Source organism: Pseudomonas rustica (genome assembly GCF_018336155.1).
Classification (GTDB): domain Bacteria; phylum Pseudomonadota; class Gammaproteobacteria; order Pseudomonadales; family Pseudomonadaceae; genus Aquipseudomonas; species Aquipseudomonas rustica.
Map to the genome: position 1 here is coordinate 15251 of NZ_JAGYHF010000020.1, position 23728 is coordinate 38978.

Genomic DNA, 23728 nt, shown 5'->3' on the forward strand with positions numbered 1-23728 from the left:
CAACACGGCTCATCGCTGGGTCACCTCACGCACAGACTTCGCCGAACTCGCAGTATCAATCCGCGCCTCCACCGACATGCCCACCCGCAAGCGCTCGGCCAACGGCTGGCCCAGTTCGAGGATGATCTTCACCGGAATCCGCTGCACAACCTTGGTGAAGTTGCCCGTGGCGTTATCCGGCTTCACCGCTGCAAACGTCACACCCGTGGCCGGCGCAATACTTTCGACGCGACCGCTCAAGGCTTCACCGCCCAGGCTGTCGACACGCACCTGCACGGCTTGCCCCGGCTGCACATCCGTCAACTGTGTTTCTTGAAAATTCGCCACCACATACGCCTGCTGCAACGGCACCACCGCCAGCAATTTGCTGCCCGGCGTTACATAGGCGCCGACGCGTACGGCACGCTCGCCGATCATGCCGTCCTGCGGCGCGGTAATGCGCGTATAGGAAAGCTCGAAACTGGCAATTTCCAGCGCTGCTTGCGCGTGTTTCAGACTGCCTTCGGCGGCATCACGCTGTGCGGCAAGAATGTCGACTTGCTTGCGCTCCGCCGCCAGTTTCGCGGTGGCGGTGTCGAGGTGCGCCGTCGCTTGATCGATGCGCGTGCGCGCCTGTTGCGCGTTCTGCACCGTGCCGGCACCGACGCCAGCCAGATGGTTGTAGCGATTCAATTCCTGCTGGGCAAAGGCCATTTCTGCCTTGGCCGACACCACCGACGCCTGCGCCTGAGCGATCACCGAGGTCTGCCGTTCCAGCGTCGCCTTGGCGTTCTGCAACTGCGCCCGCGCCACCAGTGTCTGCGCGTCCGCCGCTTCGGCGGACGCACGCAAATCGCGATCATCAATCAGCGCCAGCAACTGCCCGGCCTTGACGCGCTGGTTGTCTTCGACCAGCACTTCTTTGATAAACCCGGCCACACGCGGCACCACCAGGGTGTAGTCGGCGGAGACGAACGCGTCGTTGGTATTTTGCTGGGTGCGTTTACCAAACAGGCCCGGCATCGCCAGATACACCAACACGCCCACGGCCAGCGCGGCGGCCACGGCCACGGCGAGTTTTTGCTTTGCTTGAGTCGTCATAAAAACCTTCATTGTTCAGTGCAGCAATCAGGTCGGCGCGCGCGGTGGAAAAATCCGCGTCGGCAGCCAGAAAATCAGCAGGATCAGCATCACCGCGACGCCAGCCATGCACACATAGAGATCGGAAGAAGTCAGCACCACGGCTTGTTCGTGCAGACGATGGGCGAGGCCCGGATCGCTGCGATCGGCCAGCGGCGAATTGCCGAGGCTGTCGATCAACATGTTCGAATGGAAATGCAGACGCGACGTGGTCAGCGCTTCGATCACCCCGGTGGCGACCACGGCCGACAGGCCTTTCACCGTGTTGAACCACGCCGACGCGAACGGCCCTTCCAGCGGCGAAATGCTCCCGGTCGAGAGCATCAACAACGGCAACACCGCCATCGGCTGACCGAAAATCTGCAGCCATTGCAGGACATAAAAGTCGTCGCGAATCCACGCCGACGTCAGTTGCGAACCACCGAGGCACGACAGCGCCAACATGCTCAAACCGATCCCGAGCACCCAGCGACAATCGACCCAACGCAGGTTGCACAGCGCCGCCACCAGCGGCAGCGCGATCAACTGCGGCAACGCGGCGAGCAGCATGATCGGCGCGGTTTGCACCGGGCGATAACCCTGCACCTGTGCCAGATAGCTCGACGGAATCAACACCACCGCCAGCAAAATCACCAACACACCGGCCAAAGTCATCAGGGCGAATGACAGGTTGCGAATACCGAGCATCTGCAATTTGAAAAACGGAATCGGCTGCGACCATTCATTGATCAAAAACGCTACCAGCAGCAGCGAACCAGCGCCGAGCAAGCCGCAGATCAGGCTTGACTCGAACCAGTCCAGTCGATTGCCCTGCAGCAAACCGATCACCAACATGCAGATCGCCGGAAAACCCAGCAGCAAGCCTTTCCAGTTAAATGTCTTGAGGCGCTCCAGCCGCAGCGGATCCTGCGGAATGCCGTAAGCCACCATCGCCATGGCGATCAGGCACGGCACGATGATTTGCCAGAACGTCCATTGCCAGCCGACGTATTCCGTCCACAAACCGGCGAGCGGCGTACCGAGGCCGGGGCCGAAAGTCGCGGTCAGCGCGTAACCGGCCAGACCGTAGAGTTTGATATTTGCGGGCAAGAAGCGCAGGGCCACGGTCATCAGCATCGGCGGCAGCGCACCGCCGGCCAGGCCTTGCAGAATGCGCATCAGCAGCAGGCTTTCGTAATTCGGCGCGAACGGACAGAGCACGCCGAGCACGGTGAACAGGGCGATCGCGCAGAGGGTGAAACGGCGCAGCGAGAAGGTCACCGAGCACCACGGCGCAAACGCCATGGCCGCGACCGAGGTGGCGGTGTAACTGGCGACCAGCCAGGTGCCTTCGTCGTAACCGATGTGCAGCGCGCCACGGATGTCGGCGAGGGCGACCTTGGTGACCATCTCGTTGAGGCCCGACACCAGCACCGCCAGCAGCACGCCGACCAGACCGGTGATGATCCGCGCCCCGAACACCGGAGGCGCGGCCGCCGTCGCCGGGCTGGCCGCAGCGAGGGGCGCCGAGACCGTCAGGGATGTCATGAATGAAAACTCCGGGGGGTGGGAAATACCGGAGCATTTTAGTGGGGCTTATCGCTGACGAAAATTGACTTATTGGCAGGTTATAAGTGCGCCAGACACAATGATTGAAAGCAAAAGATCGCAGCCTTCGGCAGCTCCTACAGGGATTGCATTCCAATGTAGGAGCTGCCGAAGGCTGCGATCTTTTGACCTGTTGTTAAGGTTGAGCCGCTAACCAAGTCTCGTCGCAGCAGGTTTTCAGCGTTTCCCGCAACCAGCGGTGCGCCGGATCCTTGTCGAAACGCGGATGCCAGGCTTGTGTCAGCATCAAGGTCGGCAGCGGAATCGGCAGGTCGAACGAGCGCAGTTTCAAACCCAATCGCCGCACGCTGAGCAGCGCTTCCTTGGGCACCGGCAGGATCAAATCCGAGTCCGGCAAGGCAAACATCGCCGCATGGAAACTCGGCGCAATCACCGCCACCCGCCGCTCCAGCCCCAACGCGTTCAACGCCGTATCAATCGGGCCCCGAGCGATACCACGGCGCGACATGCTGATATGGGAAAACCCGGCGTAGCGTTCAGCGGTTATCTCACCGTCAAGCAGCGGATGATCTTCACGAACCAGACCGACGAAGTGCGTGGAGAACAGATTCTGCACTTTCACTTCAGGGCTGACCGGCCGGGTGTTGCTGACGCTAAGATCGATCCGTCCTTCGCGCAACGCTTCATCATCGCCATCGCCCTCAGGGACAAAACGCAGCTCGCAGTGCGGCGCTTGTTGGTCGAGGGTGTCGAACAGCTTGCCGCCGTAGACGCCGATGAAAAAGTCATTGGCGCGAATGCTGAAGCGTCGGCGCAGCGTGCCCAATTCCACCGTGTCAGCGGAGCGGAACAGCAGCGCGGCTTGTTCGACGACGTCGCGCACCTGCTCACGTAATTCCAGTGCTTTGGGGGTTGGCACCAGGCCACGGCCGGCGCGCACGAGGATCGGATCACCGATGGCTTCGCGGATGCGCGTGAGGGTGCGGCTCATCGCGGCGGGGCTGAGGTTCATCCGCCGCGCGGCGCCGACCACACTGCCCTCGTCGAGCAAAGCGTCGAGGGCGACCAGAAGGTTCATGTCCGGAAGCTGCATGGCGAGCACTCGTGGCGGATCAGGATTGATCTGCGTGCAATCCTAGCAGATCAAAAGATCGCAGCCTTCGGCAGCTCCTACATTGAATGCGATCCCCTGTAGGAGCTGCCGAAGGCTGCGATCTTTTCAAGTCAGCGCTGCATACCCCAGCGCTTCACAGTCACCCGCTCCAGCGTGTCAAACACCAGATTCTCCACCAGCAAGCCAATCAGAATCACCACCGCCAACCCGGCAAACACCTTGTCGGTGTACAGCTCATTTCGATTCTGAAAGATGTACCAGCCCAAACCACCCTTGCCACTGGTCGCACCGAACACCAATTCCGCCGCGATCAACGTGCGCCAGGCAAACGCCCAGCCAATCTTCAGCCCGGCGAGAATCGACGGCAGCGCCGCCGGAATAAGGATGAACAACACCAGCCGCAAACCCTTCAAACCGTAATTACGCCCAGCCATGCGCAGCGTCTCGGACACCCCGAGAAACCCCGCATAAGTATTCAGCGCCAACGCCCACAACACCGAATGCACCAGCACAAAAATCAGGCTGTTCTGCCCCAACCCAAACCACAGCAACGCCAATGGCAGCAGGGCAATCGCCGGCAACGGGTTAAACATCGAGGTCAGTGTACTCAGCAGATCGCGCCCAAACTGGGTCGACACCGCCAGTGTCGTCAGGGCAAACGCCAGAACGATGCCGATCAGATAACCCTTGAGCAGCACCACCAAGGATATCCACACCTTGCTCAACAACTCGCCGCTGAGCAGGCCGTCGTACAACGCATGGCTGGTCTGCAGAAAACTCGGCAGCAACAGATCGTTGTTTTGCACCCGCGCGACGATTTCCCAAAGCACCGCGAGCAATATCAGGATCAGGCTTTTGCGCAGCCAACCCTGTTGCCACAGCCGCGTACCGAGGGACAGTTCGCGCTCGACCGGCACTTCCGTCAGTGGCTCTAATACAATTTCGAATTCTTCACGCACAGATGATGACTGGCTCATCGGGTTGATCCTCCTGGCCGCTCAATAGGCGATGCGAATGTCGTTGAAGTCGTGGTCACGTTCGGTTTCCGGCGACTGGCCTTCGTCGAACAGCAGACGATGAATGCGCCGCGCCGATTCCTGAAACGCCACGCCACCGAGGCTGTGCAGATCGTATTGATGGCTGTGCACTTCGGCGCGCACCCGCCCCGGATGTGGCGACAGCAACAAAATGCGATTGCCGACCACCAGCGCCTCTTCAATCGAGTGCGTGACGAACAACAAGGTGAAGCGCACTTCTTCCCAGAGCAGCAGCAATTCTTCCTGCATCTTGCGGCGGGTCAGCGCATCCAGCGCGGCGAACGGTTCGTCCATCAAGAGGATTTTCGGCTGCATCGCCAACGCCCGGGCAATCGCCACGCGCGCTTTCATGCCGCCGGACAACGTGTGCGGATAGGCATCGGCGAACGCCGCCAGTCCGACCTTCTCCAGATAGTGCAACGCGCGCTCTTCGGCCTCTTTTTTCTTCAGCGTGCGCGACGCCAGCAGCGGAAACATCACGTTCTGTTTGACGGTTTTCCACGGCGGCAGTTGATCGAATTCCTGAAACACCACAATCCGGTCTGGCCCCGGCGCGTCGACGCGCTGGCCTTGCAGACGGATTTCGCCTTCGCACGGTTGAATAAAACCGGCGACCGCTTTAAGCAAAGTGGATTTGCCGCAACCGGACGGGCCGAGCAGCACGTAGCGATCGGCCGGGTCGATTTCAAAACTGACCTGGTGCGTGGCGCGCACCACACGTTGCGGCGTGCGGTATTCGAGGCTGACATGATCGACCGCCAACAGCGCTTCGCGGTTGACGATCAGGTTGCTGGCCGCGTGGCCTTGCAAAGGGGCGTTCATCTCGGTCAGCTCCCTTGCAGCGGTTTGGCGTCCTGGAAGAAATAGTCCTTCCACGATTCAGGTTTGTTTTTGATCGCGCCGACGCGGTAGAGGAATTCGGCCAGTGGATAAGTATTTTTCGGCGTCACGCTGAATTCGAACTGCGGGTTGTCGATGATTTTCAGCAACGCGGCGCGGTCGATTTTCGCTTTGGTCACGCGGATATAAGTGTCGGCCGCTGCGCCCTTATCGTTCTGCGCAAATTGCGCCGCTTCGGTCAGTGCTTCAACGAAGGCTTTGTAGGTTTTCGGGTTTTCCTCGCGGAATTTCTCGGTGGCGAACAGCACCGTCGGCGAGTTCGGGCCGAGCACGTCATAAGAATTGAGCACGACGTGAACGTTAGGATTTTCCAGCGCCTGATCCTGGAACGGCGGATTGGAGAAATGCCCGGTCAGCTCGGTGCCGCCGGCGATCAACGCAGCCGTGGCGTCCGGGTGCGGAACGGCGATGGTGTATTTGTCGAGGCGATTGAACTCCTTGTCGCCCCACTGCTTGGCCGCCGCGTACTGCAGGAAGCGCGACTGTACCGACACGCCAACCGCTGGCACTGCGATGCGATCCTTCTCGGTGAAATCGGCGATGGTTTTAACCTTCGGATTGTTGCTCACCAAGTAGTAAGGAAAGTTGCCCAGCGAGGCGACGGCTTTGACGTTTTGCTTGCCGTGGGTGCGATCCCAAATGGTCAGCAGCGGCCCGACGCCGGCACCGGCAATGTCGATGGAACCGGACAACAGCGCATCGTTGACCGCGGCGCCGCCCGAGAGCTGCGTCCAGTCGACCTTGATGTCGATGCCTTCCTGCTTGCCGTACTTCTCAATCAGGCCCTGATCGCGCACCACGTTGAGCAATAAATAGACGATGCCGAACTGTTCGGCGATGCGAATTTCACCTTCGGCGTGGGCCACGGTCGGTGCGACCAGGCTGCCGGCAATCAGGCTGAAACCGAGGCCGATGGCGGCGGCCAGCGGGGCAAATGGAAGTCGTTTGGACATGATCGAATCTCCGGCAAATCAGAAAGGCGCGTCGCCCTGAATGGTCGTGCGATACAGCTTGCGGCGCAGGTGCGCGGGGCAGCCGGCGGCGAGGTGAATCAGCGAACGGTTGTCCCAGAACACCAGGTCGTGGGGCTGCCACTGATGGCGGTAGATGTTTTGCGGCAACACGCTGTGGGCGTAGAGCTCGCTCAGCAGTTGCTGGCTCTCGTCGTCCGGCAGACCAACGATGCGCGTGGTGAAACCTTCGCTGACGAACAGCGCTTTGCGGCCGTTTTCCGGGTGCGTGCGCACCACCGGGTGCACCACTTCCGCGACCTGAGCGAGTTGCTCCGGGGTCAGCGTCGGGCGCCAGTTGCCTTCGAATTTGGTTTCGCTGTAACGTGCGGTGTAGGAATGCGCAGCGCTGCGCCCTTCGACTGCTTTACGCAGCTCAGCGGGCAGGTTGTCCCAGGCTTTGTGCATGTCGGCGAACAAGGTGTCGCCGCCCTCGGAAGGCAGCTCTTGCGCATGCAACATCGAGCCAAGGCTCGGCAGCTCTTTATAGGAAAGGTCGGAGTGCCAGAATTTGCCGGCGTCGCCGAGGCCGATGTTTTGGCCGTTTTCGACGATGTTGGAAACGATGAGAATTTCCGGGTGATTGGCCAGCAGGAACTGCTTGAGCACGTGGATCTGCAACACACCGAAGCGGCGGCTGAAGTCGATCTGCTGTTGCGGGGTGATTTGCTGATCGCGGAATACCACGACGTGGTGGTCGAGGTGCGCGCGATGGATGCGCGTAAAGTCTTGATCATTGATCGGCCGGGTGAGGTCGAGGCCAATGATCTCAGCGCCAACGGCACCGCTGAACGGGCGAATTTCGAAGGTTTGCGGCGCGGCGCTCGCGGCGCTTGGGGTAGCAGTAGCTGCGGACATCTTTCAATCTCCCACGCACGGCGCGCTCACGGGCGCGCTCGTCGATCAGACACTCACGCTGGATTGCGTGTCGGTTCAGGTCGTGCGGCGCGCCGATTGGTCGGCAGGTACGCAGGGGAGTGACTTTATAGCTATAAGAATCTGAAATTAAATACCGTTAATGAATAACGATATGGCAAATGGTGAGGAATGGACTGGGTGGTGAGTGACGGTTTTTGTCACTTGCTGACAGAGATGTGGCGTTTCGGCTGACGCTATCGCGAGCAGGCTCACTCCTACAGGGATCGCATTCCATCTGGAGAAATGCGATTCCTGTAGGAGTGAGCCTGCTCGCGATGAGGCCAGCGAAGCCACTATAGAATCAACGCTCGTGTAGTGCCTCAGCCCGCGCGCGGATGATCGGCTTGAGCAGGTAGCTCAACACCGATTTCTTGCCGGTAATGATATCCACCGACGCGACCATCCCGGGAATGATCAGCAACGGCTTGTCATCCGTACCCAGATGACTGCGCTCCGTACGCACCTTGATCACGTAATACGTGGTCTTCTTGTCTTCATCGGTAATGGTGTCGGCACCGATCTGCTCAAGCTTGGCCTTCAGGCCACCATAAATGGTGTAGTCGTACGCGGTGAATTTCACCGTGGCTTCCTGGCCCGGATGCAGGAACGCGATGTCCTGCGGGCGGATTTTTGCTTCGACCAGCAAGGTGTCGTCCAGCGGCACAATCTCCACCAAATCGCTGCCCGGCTGGATCACGCCGCCGATGGTGTTGACCAGCAACTTGTTGACGATGCCCCGCACGGGCGAGGTGACCAGCGTACGACTGACGCGATCTTCCAGCGCCTTGCCGGTAGCGCTGGCCTTGTTCAGGTCGGTACGCGCCTCGTTGAGTTGGGTCAGCGCTTCACTGCGGAATTTGCCGCGCGTCTCGTCGATCTTGCGCTGCACTTCCTTGATCGCCGATTCGGCACGCGGAATCGCCAAAGTTGTGGCATCGAGCTGACCACGGGTTTCCACCTCGGCACGCTTGAGACGCAAGACCTCAACCGGCGAAACTGCGCCCTGCGCCACCAACGGCTCGGACATGTTGATTTCCTGACGCTGCAAGCCGAGTTGCTGGCGGTATTGGCCCTGCTTGGAGCCGAATTCGCGCAGCTCTTGCTGACGCTGAATCAACTGTTCCTGCAAACCGCCGATCTCGTCGTGCAGTTGCTGGCGACGGCTGATATATAGCGACTCTTCGCTTTTTGCCTGACCCGGCACGGCTTTCAGCACGTCCTCGGGGAAATTCAGCGGACGGTCATCGACTTCGGCGCTCAGACGCTCCACGCGCAGCAGCATCGACAGACGATCGGCCTCGGTTTCGCCGACGTTGGAGGCAAATCGCGTGTCGTCGAGACGAATCAGCGGTGCGCCGGCCTCAACGATCTGGCCTTCCTTGACGAACAGTTCGGAGACGATCCCGCCCTCAAGGTTCTGGATTTTCTGGATCTTCGACGACGGAATCGCCTTGCCGTCGCCCTTGGTCACTTCGTCGATCACGGCGAAATTGGCCCAGAGCATAAGAAAAACGAAGAAGCCGATGATCGCCCAAATGGTCAGGCGCACGACGCGCGGGGCGTCCTCGATCAGCGCCTTGTTGACCTCCGGCAGCGGCTGGCCCTGCAACGATGCCGAGCCCTTGAAGTAGCGACGGATCGAATCCTTGACACCCGACTTAAGCAACACTGATCTGCCCCTTCTTCAACGCTTCCATCACGGCGGCTTTCGGGCCATCGGCGAGAATCTGACCACGGTCGACCACCAACAGGCGATCGACCAGCGACAACAGTGAAGCCCGGTGCGTGACCAGTATCACGGTCTTGTTTTCAATCACTGCCGCGAGGCGTTGCTTGAGGCGTTCTTCGCCGGTGTTGTCCATCGCGCTGGTGGGTTCATCCATCAGCAGAATCGGCGGATTGAGCAACAGCGCGCGGGCCAGCGCGACGTTCTGCCGTTGGCCACCGGAGAGGTTCTGCCCGCGCTCGCCGACTTGCAGCTCGTAGCCTTGCGGGTGCAGACGCGCGAATTCGTGGACGCCGGCCAGTTCGGCGGCTTGCAGCACCAGTTCGTCTTCTACATAACGCGCACCGGAAACGAGGTTGTCACGCAGGGTGCCGGCCAGCAGTTGGATGTCTTGCGGCACGTAGCCGATGTTGTAGCGCAGCTCGCTGACGTCGATCTGGCGAATGTCCACACCGTCGACCAGCAAGGCGCCATCGTCCGGCTGATAGAGGCCAACCAGCAGTTTGGCCAGGGAGCTTTTGCCCGAGCCACTGCGACCGATGATGCCGATTTTTTCGCCGGGACGGATCACCAGGTTGATGTTCTTCAGCGCCGGGTTCTGTTGTTCCGGGTAGGTGAAGTTGAGCTGGCGGCACTCGATGGCGCCTTGCAAAACCTTGCGGCTCAGCGGGCGCTCTTCGAAGTTGCGCTCTTGCGGCAGCTCCATCATTTGATCGACCGAGGTCATGGTCACCCGCGCCTGTTGATAGCGGGTCAGCAGACCGGACAGCGAGGCCAGCGGGCTCAGCGCGCGACCGCTGAGCATGTAGCAAGCGATCAGACCGCCCATGCTCAGGTGCCCGTCGATGATCTGGTACACGCCGAAGACGATCATGATCACCCCGGCCAGTTGCTGGATCAGCAGGGTGATGTTCATCGCCAGGCCGGAAAGCATTTTCACCCGCAGTTCGAGGCGGCTGAGGGTGCCGATGGTCTGTTCCCACTGGTACTGGCGTTCGCTTTCGGCGTTGTTGACCTTCACCGCGTCGAGACCGGCGAGGGTTTCGATCAGGCTCGACTGACGCTCGGCGCCAAGGGCCATGGTGCGTTCCATGGTGGCCACCAGCGGCTTCTGCAAGGCGTAGCCGATCAGTAAAGCAATCGGGAACGCCAGCACCGGAATCCACACCAGATGCCCGCCAAGAATGGCGATGACGATGAAGATCAGGATGGTGAACGGCAGGTCGATCAGGCTGGTCAGCGTCAGCGAAGCGAGGAAATCGCGCAGGCTCTGAAACTCGTGAATGTTCTGCGCAAAGCTGCCGACTCGCGCCGGGCGATATTTCATCGACATGCCGACGATGCGCTCGAACAGCGTCGCCGAGATGATCAGGTCGGTTTTCTTGCCGGCCAGATCCAGGCACAAACTGCGCAGGCTCTTGAGGATCAGGTCGAACAGGTAAGCGCCGGTAATCCCGAGGGCCAAGACCCACAGGGTCGCTTCGGCCTGGTTCGGCACCACGCGGTCGTAGACGTTCATCACAAACAGCGGCGCGGCCATTGCAATGATGTTGATCAGGAAACTCGCGGCAATCGCATCGGCATACAGCCAGCGCGAACGCTTGAGAGTGTCGCGGAACCACGAGCGCGCGCGCGGAATCAGCGTGCCGTGGTTAACGTCGAATTTGTGTTGCGGCTGGGCGAAGAAGACTTTGCCGGTGTAATCGTCGGCGAGCAGTTCGCGGCTGACCACGGACTCGCCGCCGTCGCTTTCGCTGAGCAGCACCCGCGCTTCGTCGTCACCTTGCCAGCCCAACAGGACGGCGCTGCGGCCATCCTTGAGCAGCAACAGCGCGGGCATGGCGATCGCCGGAATTTCTTCCAGTTTGCGCTGCAACACCCGCCCTTGCAGGCCGGCGCGAGCCGCCGCGCGGGGCAGCAACTCGACACTCAAACGTTGTTTGGGCAGCGGCAGGCCGGTGGTCAGCATCGCCGCGCTGGCAGGCTTCTGATGGAGCATGCAAAGGGCGAGCAGACCGTCCAGTAACGGATCGTCGTGCAACGCGCGTGGATCATGACTGAGATGAACTCGACTGACTTCTGATTCCACGCTCGACACTCTTTAACAGTTGAAAGGGATAACTCAATTCATCCCAGGCAGCTGAACCTTGGGCTTCACGTCGTTCTGCACAACGGATGCCAACGGCGCGACCACTCCCTGGCTTCTGAGCAACTCGCCCATGGTCGCCTTGATTCGGTACTGAGTAAATAACTGAATGTTTTTGATTTCAGCCAGACGCCGCGATGCGGTGAACAGCTCGTTTTCGCTGTCGAGCAAATCGAGCAGGGTGCGTTCGCCGAGGCTGAATTGACGCTGATAAGCAGTGCGCACGGCGGTGCTGTGATCAACGTATTGCTGCGCGATCGGCACCTGCGCGTTGGCGTTGTTCAAAGCGTTCCAGGCCAGGCCCAGCTCTTCGTTCAACTGACGCAGGGCGTTGTTGCGGATGTCCAACGCCTGGTTCGACAGGTACGACTTCGATTCCAGATCAGCCTTGTTACTGCCACCGGAATAGAGGTTGAAGCGCATGCGCAGCATGGCTTGCCACTCGTTGTTGTGACCGTTCTGGCCATCGATATCGTTGTCGGCGGTGCGGCCCAGTTCAGCGTCGAAACGCGGGTAGAAGGTCGACTTGGCGGTCTCGTACTGCTTCTCGGCAGCGGCGATGTCGGACTCGGCCGAACGCAGGATCGGGCTGTTTTCGACCATCTGCGTGCGCGCTTCATTGAGGTTGGCCGGCATCATCGCGATGAACGGCGCCGGGCGCTCCAGCTGATCCGGCATCTGGCCGACGGCGCTGAGGAAGTTGGTTTCCGAGTCGGCGAGGTTGGTCTGCTCGGTGATCAGGTTGTTGCGGGCCTGAGCCATACGCGCTTCAGCCTGATCAAGGTCGGCGCCGCTGCCGACGCCGCGCTGGGTGCGCAACTGGATCTGGTCGTAGATACGCTGGTGGCTCTTGAGGTTTTCTTCGGCCAGACGCACGAACTCGCGACGGGTCAGCACGTCCAAATAAACCTGGGCGACGGTTAACGCGGTGCGCTCGGAGGTGCCGAGCAACGAGTAAGCGCGGGAGTTAACGGTGGCTTGTTGACGCCCGACTTCGCTGGAAGTGGCAAAACCGTCAAAAACCATTTGCGAGAGACGTAAACTTGACTCGCTGCGGTTCAGGGTTTCGTAGTGGTTACCGGAATCGGCGCGCGTGGTCACGCTGTCGGTGCCCTCACGGCCATAACCACCCAGCAGATCGACCTTCGGCAGGTATCCACCTTTCGCTGCTCTTAATTGATAATCCGCCGCCAAACGACTGTTGACCCCTGCCTGGATCTCCGGATGGACATCCAATGCCTGCTGCATGGCTTCTGGTAAGGATTGTGCTTGTACAAAAGAGGCGGCGAGAGCGAAGGGTACGGCGAAAAGCAGGGGCGAACGCATGGTAGGAATTTCCCAGAACTTCTTGTCTTGAATCACAGCAAAAACGGGGCGCTGCGTCGGATGATGGCAACCAGATTGACCGTATGTCGGAAAGTTCAAAACAGGAACTGGATCACACGCTGAAGGACGGGTCGCCGCGGAAATATCAATGTGACATTACTGGGGCGATTGTTTAGGATGGCACCCAGAAGGTCAATAGTTTGGCATAAAGTTAATAGCGAAAGAGTCTAGCCAAATAATTGACGATTAGACGCGTCAAACTTGCTACGCAAAATTTAAAAGTACGTCCAGACTGAATCGGCGCCCATGCCATCAGGTCCATGGAAGTCAACTGAACGTGACACCCGGAGAGTCTTCAATGAGCAGTGTTGTTGCCATCGTCAAAAGCATTGTTGGTCAGGTATTCGTGGTGTCACCAGAGGGCGTGCGTCGCGTACTCGTTGAAGGCGATCGCCTGTTTGTCGGCGACCAGATCGACACCGGCCTCTCCGGCGCCGTGTCGCTTGAATTGGCAGATGGCCGCACCCTCGATCTGGGTCGCGAAACGCAGTGGAGCGCCAACGTGCCCGACTCCAGCACTGACCTTGCCGAAGCCACCGCGCAGGCAGCGCCTTCTGTAGAAGAATTGCAGCAAGCCATCGCCGCCGGTGTCGACCCGACGACCGCCCTCGACGCCACCGCTGCCGGCCCAAGCGCCGCAGGCACTGGCGGTGCTGCCGGTGGTGGCCACAGTTTCGTGATGCTCGACGCCACCGCTGGCCGCGTTGACCCGACGATTGGCTTCCCGACCGCAGGCATCAACGCTGCCGGGCAGACCACGCAAGACATCACCGGCGGGCAGACCACCGACACCACCACGAATGCCCTGCGCGATTCGACCCTGAGCGTCAGCGCCACACCGACCATCACCGAAGCCGGTGGCGTGCTGGTGTACACCGCGACCCTGACTCAGGCGCCGCTGACCGACCTGACCATCACCCTGTCCAACGGCGCGGTGATTGTGGTTCCGGCCGGTTCCACCACGGGCACCGTCAACGTGCCGCTGGCGCCGAACGACACTGTTTATAACGACTCGACCCAGATCGACGTGACCGTCACCGGCACCACCGGCGGCAACGGCATCACCGTAGCCCCGCCGACCGTCCCGGCCACGACCCAGGTCACCGACACCATCGACACCACCACCGTCACTTTGACGGCGGGCACGAATGTCACCGAAGGCGGCCAGATCACCTACACCGCGACCCTGACCAACCCGGCGCAAACGCCGGTGACCGTCACCCTGTCGAACGGCTCGACCATCACCATTGGCGCGGGCCAGACCACCGGCACCGTCAACGTGCCAACGCCGCCGAACGACGTCTATAACAACGGCAGCACCGTCACCACGACCATCACTGGTGCCACCGGTGGCAACTTCGAAAATCTGGTGCCAAACCCGACGCCAGCGACCACCACCATTACCGATTCGGTGGACACCACCACGGTCACTCTGACCGCTGGCTCGACCGTCACCGAAGGCGGTCAGATCACTTACACCGCGACCCTGACCAACCCGGCGCAGACGCCGGTGACCGTCACTCTGTCGAACGGCTCGACAATCACCATCGAAGCCGGCCAGACCTCGGGCGTCGTCAACGTGCCGACCCCAGCCAATGACGTCTATAACAACGGCAGCACTGTCAGCACCACGATTACCGGCACCACCGGTGGCAACTTCGAAAATCTGGTGCCGAACCCGACGCCAGCGACCACCACCATTACCGATTCGGTGGACACCACCACGGTCACGCTGACCGCTGGCTCGACCGTCACTGAAGGCGGTCAGATCACCTACACCGCGACCCTGACCAACCCGGCGCAGACGCCGGTGACCGTCACTCTGTCGAACGGCTCGACCATTACCATCGAAGCCGGCCAGACCACTGGCGTCGTCAACGTGCCGACAGCGGCCAATGACGTCTACAACAACGGCAGCACCGTCACCACCACCATCACTGGTGCCACCGGTGGCAACTTCGAAAATCTGGTGCCAAACCCGACGCCGGCAGTGACCACCATCACCGATTCGATCGACACCACCACGGTCACGCTGACCGCTGGCTCGACCGTCACCGAAGGCGGTCAGATCACTTACACCGCGACCCTGACCAACCCGGCGCAGACGCCGGTGACCGTCACCCTGTCGAACGGCTCGACCATCACCATCGAAGCCGGCCAGACCACTGGCGTCGTCAACGTGCCGACCCCAGCCAATGACGTCTACAACAACGGCAGCACTGTCAGCACCACGATTACCGGCACCACCGGTGGCAACTTCGAAAATCTGGTGCCGAACCCGACGCCGGCAGTAACCACCATCACCGATTCGATCGACACCACCAACGTCAGCCTCACCGCCACCGGCACCGTCGTTGAAGGTGGCCAGATCACCTACACCGCGACCCTGACCAACGCCGCGCAAACCCCGGTGACGATCACCCTGTCGAACGGTTCGACCATCACCATTGAAGCCGGCAAAACCACCGGCACCGTCAACGTGCCGACAGCGGCCAATGACGTCTACAACAATGGCAGCACTGTCAGCACCACGATCACTGGTGCAACCGGCGGCAACTTCGAAAACCTGGTGCCAAATCCGACGCCAGCAGTAACCACCATCACTGATTCGGTCGACACCACCAACGTCAGCCTCACCGCCACCGGCACCGTCGTTGAAGGTGGCCAGATCACCTACACCGCGACCCTGACCAACGCCGCGCAAACCCCGGTGACGATCACCCTGTCGAACGGTTCGACCATCACCATTGAAGCCGGCAAAACCACCGGCAGCGTCAACGTGCCGACAGCGGCCAACGACGTCTACAACAATGGCAGCACGGTCAGCACCACGATTACCGGCGCTACCGGTGGCAACTTCGAAAACCTGGTGCCGAACACCACGCCAGCGACCACCACGATTACCGATTCGATCGACACCACCAATCTGTCGCTGTCCGCGACCGGCACCGTTGCTGAAGGCGGCTCGATCGTTTACACCGCAACCCTGACCAATCCGGCCGGCACGCCGGTCACCGTGACCCTGAGCAACGGCTCGGTGATCACCATCGACGCCGGCAAGACCACCGGCACCGTGACCGTCGCGGCACCGGCGGATGACGTTTATAAAGACGCCGGCCAAGTCGAAGTCAGCATCAATAACGTCACTGGCGGCAATTTCGAGAACCTGGTGCCGAGCACCGTTCCGGCCGTCACCGAAGTGACCGACACCGTCGACACCTCGACCGTGAAACTGACGGCTGACACCTCGGTGGCTGAAGGCGGCACCCTCACTTACACCGCGACCGTTGGCGCGCCAGTCACCGGCTCGCCGGTTGTCGTGACCTTGGCCAACGGCCAGAACATCACCATCGCGGTCGGCCAAACCACCGGCACCGTGACCACCACCGCGCCGAACGACGCGCTGGCCGGCAACGCGCCGCTGAGCAACTCGATCACCAATGTCAGCGGTGGCAATTACGAAAATCTGGTCGCCGACAAAACTCCGGTCTCCACTAACGTCACCGATGTTGCCGACACCACTAACCTGTCGCTCAGCGCCACCGGTTCTGTGGCTGAAGGCGGTTCGATCGTTTACACCGCAACCCTGACCAACCCGGCCGGCACACCGGTGACCGTGACCCTGTCGAACGGCTCGGTGATCACCATCGAAGCGGGCAAAACCACCGGCACCGTGACCGTCGCTGCGCCTGCCGATGACGTCTATAAAGACGCCGGCAAAGTCGAAGTCAGCATCGACAACGCCACCGGTGGCAACTTCGAGAATCTGGTGCCGAGCACTGTTCCGGCTGTCACCGAAGTGACCGACACCCTCGACACGTCGACCGTCAAACTGACCGCTGACACCACCGTGGCTGAAGGCGGCACCGTCACCTACACCGCGACCGTTGGCGCGCCGGTCACCGGTTCGCCTGTCGTCGTGACCTTGGCCAATGGCCAAACCATCACCATCGCGGTCGGCCAGACCACCGGCACCGTAACCGCCACTGCACCGAACGATGCGTTGACCGGCCATGCGCCGCTGACCACTTCGATCACTGAGGTTTCCGGCGGTAACTACGAAAATCTGGTGGCTGACAAAACTCCGGTCAGCACCACCGTCACCGACACCACCGACACCACCAATCTGTCCCTCAGCGCCACCGGCACTGTGGCGGAAGGCGGTTCGATCGTTTACACCGCGACCCTGACCAACGCTGCCGGCTCGCCCGTTACCGTAACCTTGTCGAACGGCGCCGTGATCACCATCGAGGCCGGTAAAACCACCGGCACCGTGACCGTCGCCGCACCTGCCGATGACGTCTATATAGACGCTGGCAAAGTCGAAGTGAGCATCAAGGACGCCACCGGCGGCGACTTCGAGAACCTCGTTCCGAGCACCACCCCAGCCGTCACCGACGTGACCGACACCATCGACACCTCGACGGTGAAACTGACCGCGACCGAGACCGCTGCTGAAGGTGGCACCGTCACTTACACCGCGACCGTCGGCGCGCCAGTCACCGGTTCGCCGGTTGTCGTGACCCTGGCCAACGGTCAGACCATCACCATCGCCGTCGGCCAGACCACCGGCACCGCGACCGCCATCGCACCGAACGATGCGTTGACCGGTCATGCACCGCTGACCAACTCGATCACCGAAGTCAGCGGCGGCAACTACGAAAATCTGGTCGCTGATAAAACCCCGGTCAGCACCACCGTGACCGACACCACTGACACCACCAACCTGACGCTCAGCGCCACCGGTACCGTGGCTGAAGGCGGTTCGATCGTTTACACCGCGACCCTGACCAACGCAGCAGGCTCGCCAGTCACCGTGACCCTGAGCAACGGCTCGGTAATCACCATCGACGCTGGCAAAACCACCGGCACCGTGACCGTCGCTGCGCCTGCCGATGACGTCTACAAAGACGCCGGCAAAGTCGAAGTGACCATCAAGGACGCCACTGGCGGCGACTTCGAGAACCTTGTACCGAGCACCACGCCAGCCGTCACCGACGTGACCGACACCCTCGACACCTCGACCGTGAAATTGACCGCGACCGAGACCGCTGCTGAAGGTGGCACCGTCACTTACACCGCGACCGTCGGCGCGCCAGTCACCGGTTCGCCTGTCGTCGTGACCCTGGCAAACGGCCAAAGCATCACCATCGCTGTCGGCCAAACCACCGGCACCGTGTCGACCACCGCACCGAACGACGTGCTGGCCGGCCACGCGCCGCTGACCAACTCGATCACCAATGTCAGCGGCGGCAACTACGAAAATCTGGTCGCCGACAAAACCCCGGTCAGCACCACCGTGACCGACACCGTCGACACCACCACCGTTTCGCTGACCGCCACCGGCAACGTCAACGAAGGCGGGCAGATCGTCTACACCGCGACGCTGACTAACCCGGCCGGCACCCCGGTGACCGTGACCCTGAGCAACGGTTCGACCATCACCATCGACGCCGGCAAGACCACCGGCACCGTGACCGTTCCTGCGCCTGCCGATGACGCCTACAAAGACGCCGGCAAAGTCGAAGTGACCATCAAGGGCACCGACGGCGGCAATTTCGAAAACCTGGTGGCCAATCCGACACCAGCGGTGACCAACGTCGCCGACACCATCAACACCACGCACCTGACCCTCAGCGCTGAAAGCTATGTGCTCGAAGGCACCTCGATCACCTACACCGCGACCCTGACCAACGCCGCGCAAACGCCGGTGACCGTCAACCTGAGCAACGGCCAGACCATCACCATCGAGGCTGGCAAAACCAGCGGTTCGGTGACCATCGCCGCGCCGAGCGATGACGTTTACAAAGACGTCAGCAAGCTCACCGTGACCATGACCGATGCCACCGGCGGTAACTTCGAAAAACTCGACGTCAGCAAGACCCCGGTCAGCACCACCGTCAATGACACCGTCGACAAAACCACGCTGACCCTCAGCGCCAGCGACACCGTCAGCGAAGGTGGCCAGATCACCTACACCGCGACCCTGAGCAATCCGGCCGGCACCGCGATGACCGTGACCCTGGCCAACGGCGCAGTGATCAACATTGCTGCCGGTGCGACCAGCGGTTCGGTGAATTTCGCCGCGCCTGCCAACACCCCGTACATTGACGGCGGCAAAGTACAGACCGCGATTGCCAGCCACAGCGGCGGCAACTTCGAGCAGGTCGATGCCAACCGTTCGGCGGTGGTTACCACCGTCACCGACACCGTCGACACCACCAATATCAGCCTGAGCGCCACCGGTTCGGTCGCCGAGGGCGGTTCGATCGTCTATACCGCAAGCCTCACCAACGCGGCCGGCACGGCCATGACCGTGACCCTGAGCAACGGCGCGGTGATCAACATCGCCAAAGGCGCGACCAGCGGCACCGCCACCGTCGCCGCGCCGGGCGATGACGTCTACAAGGACGCCGGCAAAGTCGACGCGAGCATCACCAAAACCACGGGCGGCAACTTCGAGAACCTGGTGGTCGACAAGACTCCAGCGGTCACCGACGTCACCGACACCATCGACAACAGCACCGTTTCGCTGACCGCCACCGCCGCCACCGTTGAAGGCGGCGTGGTGGTTTACACCGCGTCCGTGACCGCTCCGGTTACCGGCGCGCCGGTTGTCGTGACCCTGTCCAACGGCCAGACCATCACCATTCCGGTCGGCGCCAGCAGCGGCAGCGTCAACTTCACCGCACCGAACGATGCACTGGCTGGCGGCAACACGCTGAGCGTGAAAATCGACGGCACCAGCGGCGGCAACTACGAAAATCTCGTCGCAGATAAAACCCCTGCCGTAACGTCGGTGACCGACACCGTCGACACCACCAACCTGTCGCTCAGCGCCACCGGTTCCGTGGCTGAGGGTGGTTCGATCATCTACACCGCGACCCTGACAAATCCGGCTGGCACGCCAGTCACCGTGAACTTGTCGAACGGTTCGACCATCACCATCGAAGCGGGCAAAACCACCGGTTCCGTGACCGTTGCCGCGCCTGCCGATGACGTCTACAAAGACGCCGGCAAAGTCGAAGTGACTATCAAGGACGCCACCGGCGGCAACTTTGAAAACCTGGTGCCGAGCACCACGCCAGCGGTGACCGACGTCACTGACACCATCGACACCTCGACCTTGAAACTGACGGCCGACACCACCGTGGCTGAAGGCGGCACCGTTACTTACACCGCCACTGTCGGCGCGCCGGTTACCGGTTCGCCCGTCGTGGTGACCTTGGCCAATGGTCAAAACATCACGATTGAAGTGGGCAAAACCACCGGCACCGTGACCTTCACCGCACCGAACGATGCGCTGACCGGTCAGGCTTCGCTGACCAACTCGATCACCGGCGTGACCGGCGGCAACTACGAAAATCTGGTCGCCGACAAAACCCCGATCACCACCACCGTGACCGACACCACCGACACCACCAACCTGTCGCTCAGCGCCACCGGTTCCGTGGCCGAGGGTGGTTCGATCATCTACACCGCGACCCTGACCAACGCTGCTGGCTCGCCAGTCACCGTGACCCTGTCGAACGGCTCGGTGATCACCATCGAGGCCGGTAAAACCACCGGCACCGTGACCGTTGCAGCGCCAGCCGATGACGTCTACAAAGACGCCGGTAAAGTCGAAGTGACCATCAAGGACGCCACGGGCGGTAACTTCGAGAACCTCGTTCCGAGCACCACGCCAGCCATCACTGACGTCACTGACACCATCGACACCTCGACCGTCAAACTGACCGCCACCGAGACTGCTGCTGAAGGTGGCACCGTCACCTACACCGCGACCGTCGGCGCGCCAGTCACCGGTTCGCCTGTCGTCGTGACCCTGGCCAACGGTCAGAACATCACTATCGAAGTGGGTAAAACCACCGGCACCGTGAGCACTACCGCGCCGAACGATGCGTTGACCGGTCATGCACCGCTGACCACTTCGATCACTGAGGTTTCCGGCGGTAACTACGAGAATCTGGTCGCCGACAAAACCCCGGTTTCGACCACCGTCACCGACACCGTCGACACCACCGATCTGACGCTGAGCGCGACCGGCACCGTCGCCGAGGGCGGTTCGATTGTTTACACCGCGACCCTGACCAACCCGGCCGGCACGCCGGTAACCGTGAACCTCTCGAACGGTTCGACCATCACCATCGAAGCGGGCAAAACCACGGGCACCGTGACCGTTGCAGCGCCAGCCGATGACGTCTACAAAGACGCCGGCAAAGTCGAAGTGAGCATCAAGGACGCGACTGGCGGTAACTTCGAGAACCTCGTTCCGAGCACCACGCCAGCGGTGACCGAAGTCACCGACACAATCGACACCTCGACCGTCAAACTGACTGCCACCGAAACTGCTGCTGAAGGTGGCACCGTCACCTACACCGCGACCGTCGGCGCGCCAGTCACCGGCTCGCCGGTTGTCGTGACCTTGGCTAATGGTCAGAACATCACCATCGAAGTGGGTAAAACCACCGGCACCGTGAGCACTACCGCGCCGAACGATGCGTTGACCGGTCATGCACCGCTGACCAACTCGATCACCAACGTGTCCGGCGGCAACTACGAGAACCTCGTTGCCGACAAAACCCCGGTCAGCACCACCGTGACCGACACCACCGACACCACCAACCTGTCGCTCAGCGCCACCGGTTCTGTGGATGAAGGCGGCCAGATCACCTACACCGCAACCCTGACCAACGCTGCTGGCAGCCCGGTAACCGTGACCCTGAGCAACGGCTCGGTGATCACCATCGACGCTGGCAAAACCACCGGCACCGTGACCGTCGACGCGCCGAAAGATGACGTCTACAAAGACGCCGGCACCGTTGAAGCGACCATCAAAGGCGCAACCGGTGGCGATTTCGAAAACCTCGTCACCAGCACTGCCCCGGCCGTCACCACCGTCAACGACACCATCGACACCTCCACCGTGTCGCTGTCCGCCACCGCCAACGTCGCCGAAGGCGAAACCGTGGTCTACACCGCGACCGTAACCGCGCCAGTCACTGGCTCGCCGGTTGTCGTCAACCTGTCCAACGGCCAGACCATCACCATCGCCGTCGGTGAAACCACCGGCACGGTGAACTACGTTGCGCCGAACAGCCCATTGGCCGGCGGCAGCTCGCTGAGCGTGACCATCGATGGCGCCACTGGCGGCAACTACGAAAAACTCGCGGTCGACGGCAAGTCCGCCGACACCGCGGTGTCGGACACCAACGACACCACCAACCTGAACCTGACCGCGACCGACTCGGTGGCTGAAGGTGGTTCGATCGTTTACACCGCGACCCTGACCAACGCCGCCGGTACTCCGGTGACCGTGACCCTGTCGAACGGCGCAGTGATCACCATCGAAGCGGGCAAAACCAGCGGCACCGTGACCGTTGCGGCTCCGGCGGATGACGTTTACAAGGACGCTGGCAAAGTCGAAGCAACCATTTCGACGGCGACTGGCGGCAACTTCGAGAACCTGGTGCCGAGCACCGTTCCGGCCGTGACCAACATCACCGACACCATCGACACCACCACCGTCAAACTGACCGCGACCGAGTCGGCGGCTGAGGGTGGCACCGTCACTTACACCGCGACTGTGGGTGCGCCTGTGACGGGTTCGCCGGTTGTGGTGACCTTGGCCAATGGTCAGAACATCACGATTGAAGTGGGCAAAACCACTGGTACCGTGACCACCACTGCGCCGAACGATGCGTTGACCGGTCATGCTGCGCTGACCAATGCAATTACCGACGTTTCTGGCGGCAACTACGAAAATCTGGTGGCCGATAAGACGCCGGTGTCGACCAACGTTACTGATACTGTCGACACCACTAACCTGTCGCTGTCAGCGACCGGTTCCGTGGCTGAGGGTGGTTCGATCGTTTACACCGCAACTCTGACCAACGCTGCTGGCTCGCCAGTGACCGTGACACTGTCGAACGGTGCTGTGATCACTATCGAAGCTGGCAAAACCAGCGGCAACGTGACCGTCGCGGCGCCTGCCGATGACGTCTACAAAGATGCTGGCAAAGTCGAAGCGACCATTTCTGCCGCAACCGGTGGCGACTTCGAAAAACTGGTACCGAGCACTGTTCCAGCCGTTACCGAAGTGACTGACACCATCGACACCTCGACCGTGAAACTGACCGCGACCGAGTCCGCTGCTGAAGGTGGTGCGGTTGTTTACACCGCTACTGTTGGCGCGCCTGTGACTGGTTCGCCAGTTGTAGTGACCTTGGCCAACGGCCAGAACATCACGATTGAAGTGGGCAAAACCACTGGCACCGTGACCTTCACCGCGCCAAACGATGCGTTGACCGGTCATGCGCCGATTACCAATGCGATTACTGGTGTCACTGGCGGCAACTACGAAAACCTCGTCGCCGACAAAACCCCGGTTTCGACCAACGTCACCGACACCGTCGACACCACAAACCTGTCGCTGTCCGCGACTGGCTCCGTGGCTGAAGGTGGTTCGATCATCTACACCGCGACACTGACCAACGCTGCTGGCTCGCCAGTCACCGTGACCCTGTCGAACGGTGCTGTAATCACCATCGAAGCGGGCAAAACTTCCGGCACCGTGTCTGTTCCAGCGCCAGCCGATGACGTCTACAAGGACGCCGGTAAAGTTGAAGCGACGATTTCGACTGCTACCGGTGGCAACTTCGAAAATCTGGTACCGAGCACTGCTCCAGCCATTACCGAAGTAACCGACACCATCGACACCTCGACCGTCAAACTCAGCGCTTCCGAAACAGCGGCCGAGGGTGGCACCGTCACCTACACCGCGACCGTCGGCGCACCGGTTACTGGTTCGCCGGTCACCGTAAG

11 protein-coding genes are annotated in these 23728 nt (G+C 61.1%); 1 reads left to right on the top strand and 10 read right to left on the bottom strand.

From position 1 onward, the window contains the following. Nucleotides 1-9: 9 nt before the first annotated feature. From KFS80_RS26075 to KFS80_RS26120, 10 genes are all read right to left on the bottom strand, one after another. Nucleotides 10-1080, bottom strand: coding sequence for an HlyD family secretion protein (locus tag KFS80_RS26075; RefSeq protein ID WP_212546382.1), 1071 nt, complete (start codon nt 1078-1080; stop codon nt 10-12). A 27-nt stretch (nt 1081-1107) separates the two neighbouring features. Continuing rightward, on the bottom strand, nt 1108-2646 hold the full coding sequence (locus tag KFS80_RS26080) for an MFS transporter (protein WP_212546383.1): 1539 nt from the start codon (nt 2644-2646) through the stop codon (nt 1108-1110). 196 nt (nt 2647-2842) lie between these two features. Continuing rightward, nucleotides 2843-3760 (bottom strand): LysR family transcriptional regulator, encoded by a 918-nt coding sequence (locus KFS80_RS26085; RefSeq protein WP_053116440.1) that lies wholly within the window; start codon nt 3758-3760, stop codon nt 2843-2845. 131 nt (nt 3761-3891) lie between these two features. Then, nucleotides 3892-4758, bottom strand: coding sequence for an ABC transporter permease (locus KFS80_RS26090; protein ID WP_212546384.1), 867 nt, complete (start codon nt 4756-4758; stop codon nt 3892-3894). Between the two features lie 21 nt (nt 4759-4779). Beyond that, complete coding sequence (locus tag KFS80_RS26095; RefSeq protein WP_053116438.1) at nt 4780-5640, bottom strand: ABC transporter ATP-binding protein; 861 nt, start codon at nt 5638-5640, stop codon at nt 4780-4782. Between the two features lie 5 nt (nt 5641-5645). Continuing rightward, nucleotides 5646-6671 carry an ABC transporter substrate-binding protein gene (locus KFS80_RS26100; RefSeq protein ID WP_053116437.1) on the bottom strand — a complete coding sequence of 342 codons (1026 nt, stop codon included), beginning with the start codon at nt 6669-6671 and terminating at the stop codon, nt 5646-5648. Nucleotides 6672-6689: 18 nt separating this feature from the next. Then, entirely contained in the window at nt 6690-7586 is an 897-nt protein-coding gene (locus KFS80_RS26105; protein ID WP_053116436.1) for a TauD/TfdA dioxygenase family protein, read from the bottom strand. A gap of 361 nt (nt 7587-7947) precedes the next feature. Beyond that, on the bottom strand, nt 7948-9315 hold the full coding sequence (locus KFS80_RS26110; protein ID WP_212546385.1) for an HlyD family type I secretion periplasmic adaptor subunit: 1368 nt from the start codon (nt 9313-9315) through the stop codon (nt 7948-7950). Continuing rightward, nucleotides 9305-11461, bottom strand: coding sequence for a type I secretion system permease/ATPase (locus KFS80_RS26115; protein WP_212546386.1), 2157 nt, complete (start codon nt 11459-11461; stop codon nt 9305-9307). The genes KFS80_RS26110 and KFS80_RS26115 overlap by 11 nt, the downstream gene beginning before the upstream one ends. Before the next feature lie 33 nt (nt 11462-11494). Beyond that, entirely contained in the window at nt 11495-12844 is a 1350-nt protein-coding gene (locus tag KFS80_RS26120) for a TolC family outer membrane protein (RefSeq protein WP_053116433.1), read from the bottom strand. Nucleotides 12845-13202: 358 nt separating this feature from the next. Here KFS80_RS26120 and KFS80_RS26125 point away from each other — a divergent pair. Next, nucleotides 13203-23728: retention module-containing protein (locus KFS80_RS26125; RefSeq protein ID WP_212546387.1), on the top strand; the 10526-nt coding region annotated here is incomplete at its 3' end.

Bases quoted from the DNA above. Each gene is read 5' to 3' on its own strand.
- KFS80_RS26075 (WP_212546382.1), bottom strand. From the start codon at position 1,080: ATGACGACTCAAGCAAAGCAAAAACTCGCCGTGGCCGTGGCCGCCGCG.
- KFS80_RS26080 (WP_212546383.1), bottom strand. From the start codon at position 2,646: ATGACATCCCTGACGGTCTCGGCGCCCCTCGCTGCGGCCAGCCCGGCG.
- KFS80_RS26085 (WP_053116440.1), bottom strand. From the start codon at position 3,760: ATGCAGCTTCCGGACATGAACCTTCTGGTCGCCCTCGACGCTTTGCTC.
- KFS80_RS26090 (WP_212546384.1), bottom strand. From the start codon at position 4,758: ATGAGCCAGTCATCATCTGTGCGTGAAGAATTCGAAATTGTATTAGAG.
- KFS80_RS26095 (WP_053116438.1), bottom strand. From the start codon at position 5,640: ATGAACGCCCCTTTGCAAGGCCACGCGGCCAGCAACCTGATCGTCAAC.
- KFS80_RS26100 (WP_053116437.1), bottom strand. From the start codon at position 6,671: ATGTCCAAACGACTTCCATTTGCCCCGCTGGCCGCCGCCATCGGCCTC.
- KFS80_RS26105 (WP_053116436.1), bottom strand. From the start codon at position 7,586: ATGTCCGCAGCTACTGCTACCCCAAGCGCCGCGAGCGCCGCGCCGCAA.
- KFS80_RS26120 (WP_053116433.1), bottom strand. From the start codon at position 12,844: ATGCGTTCGCCCCTGCTTTTCGCCGTACCCTTCGCTCTCGCCGCCTCT.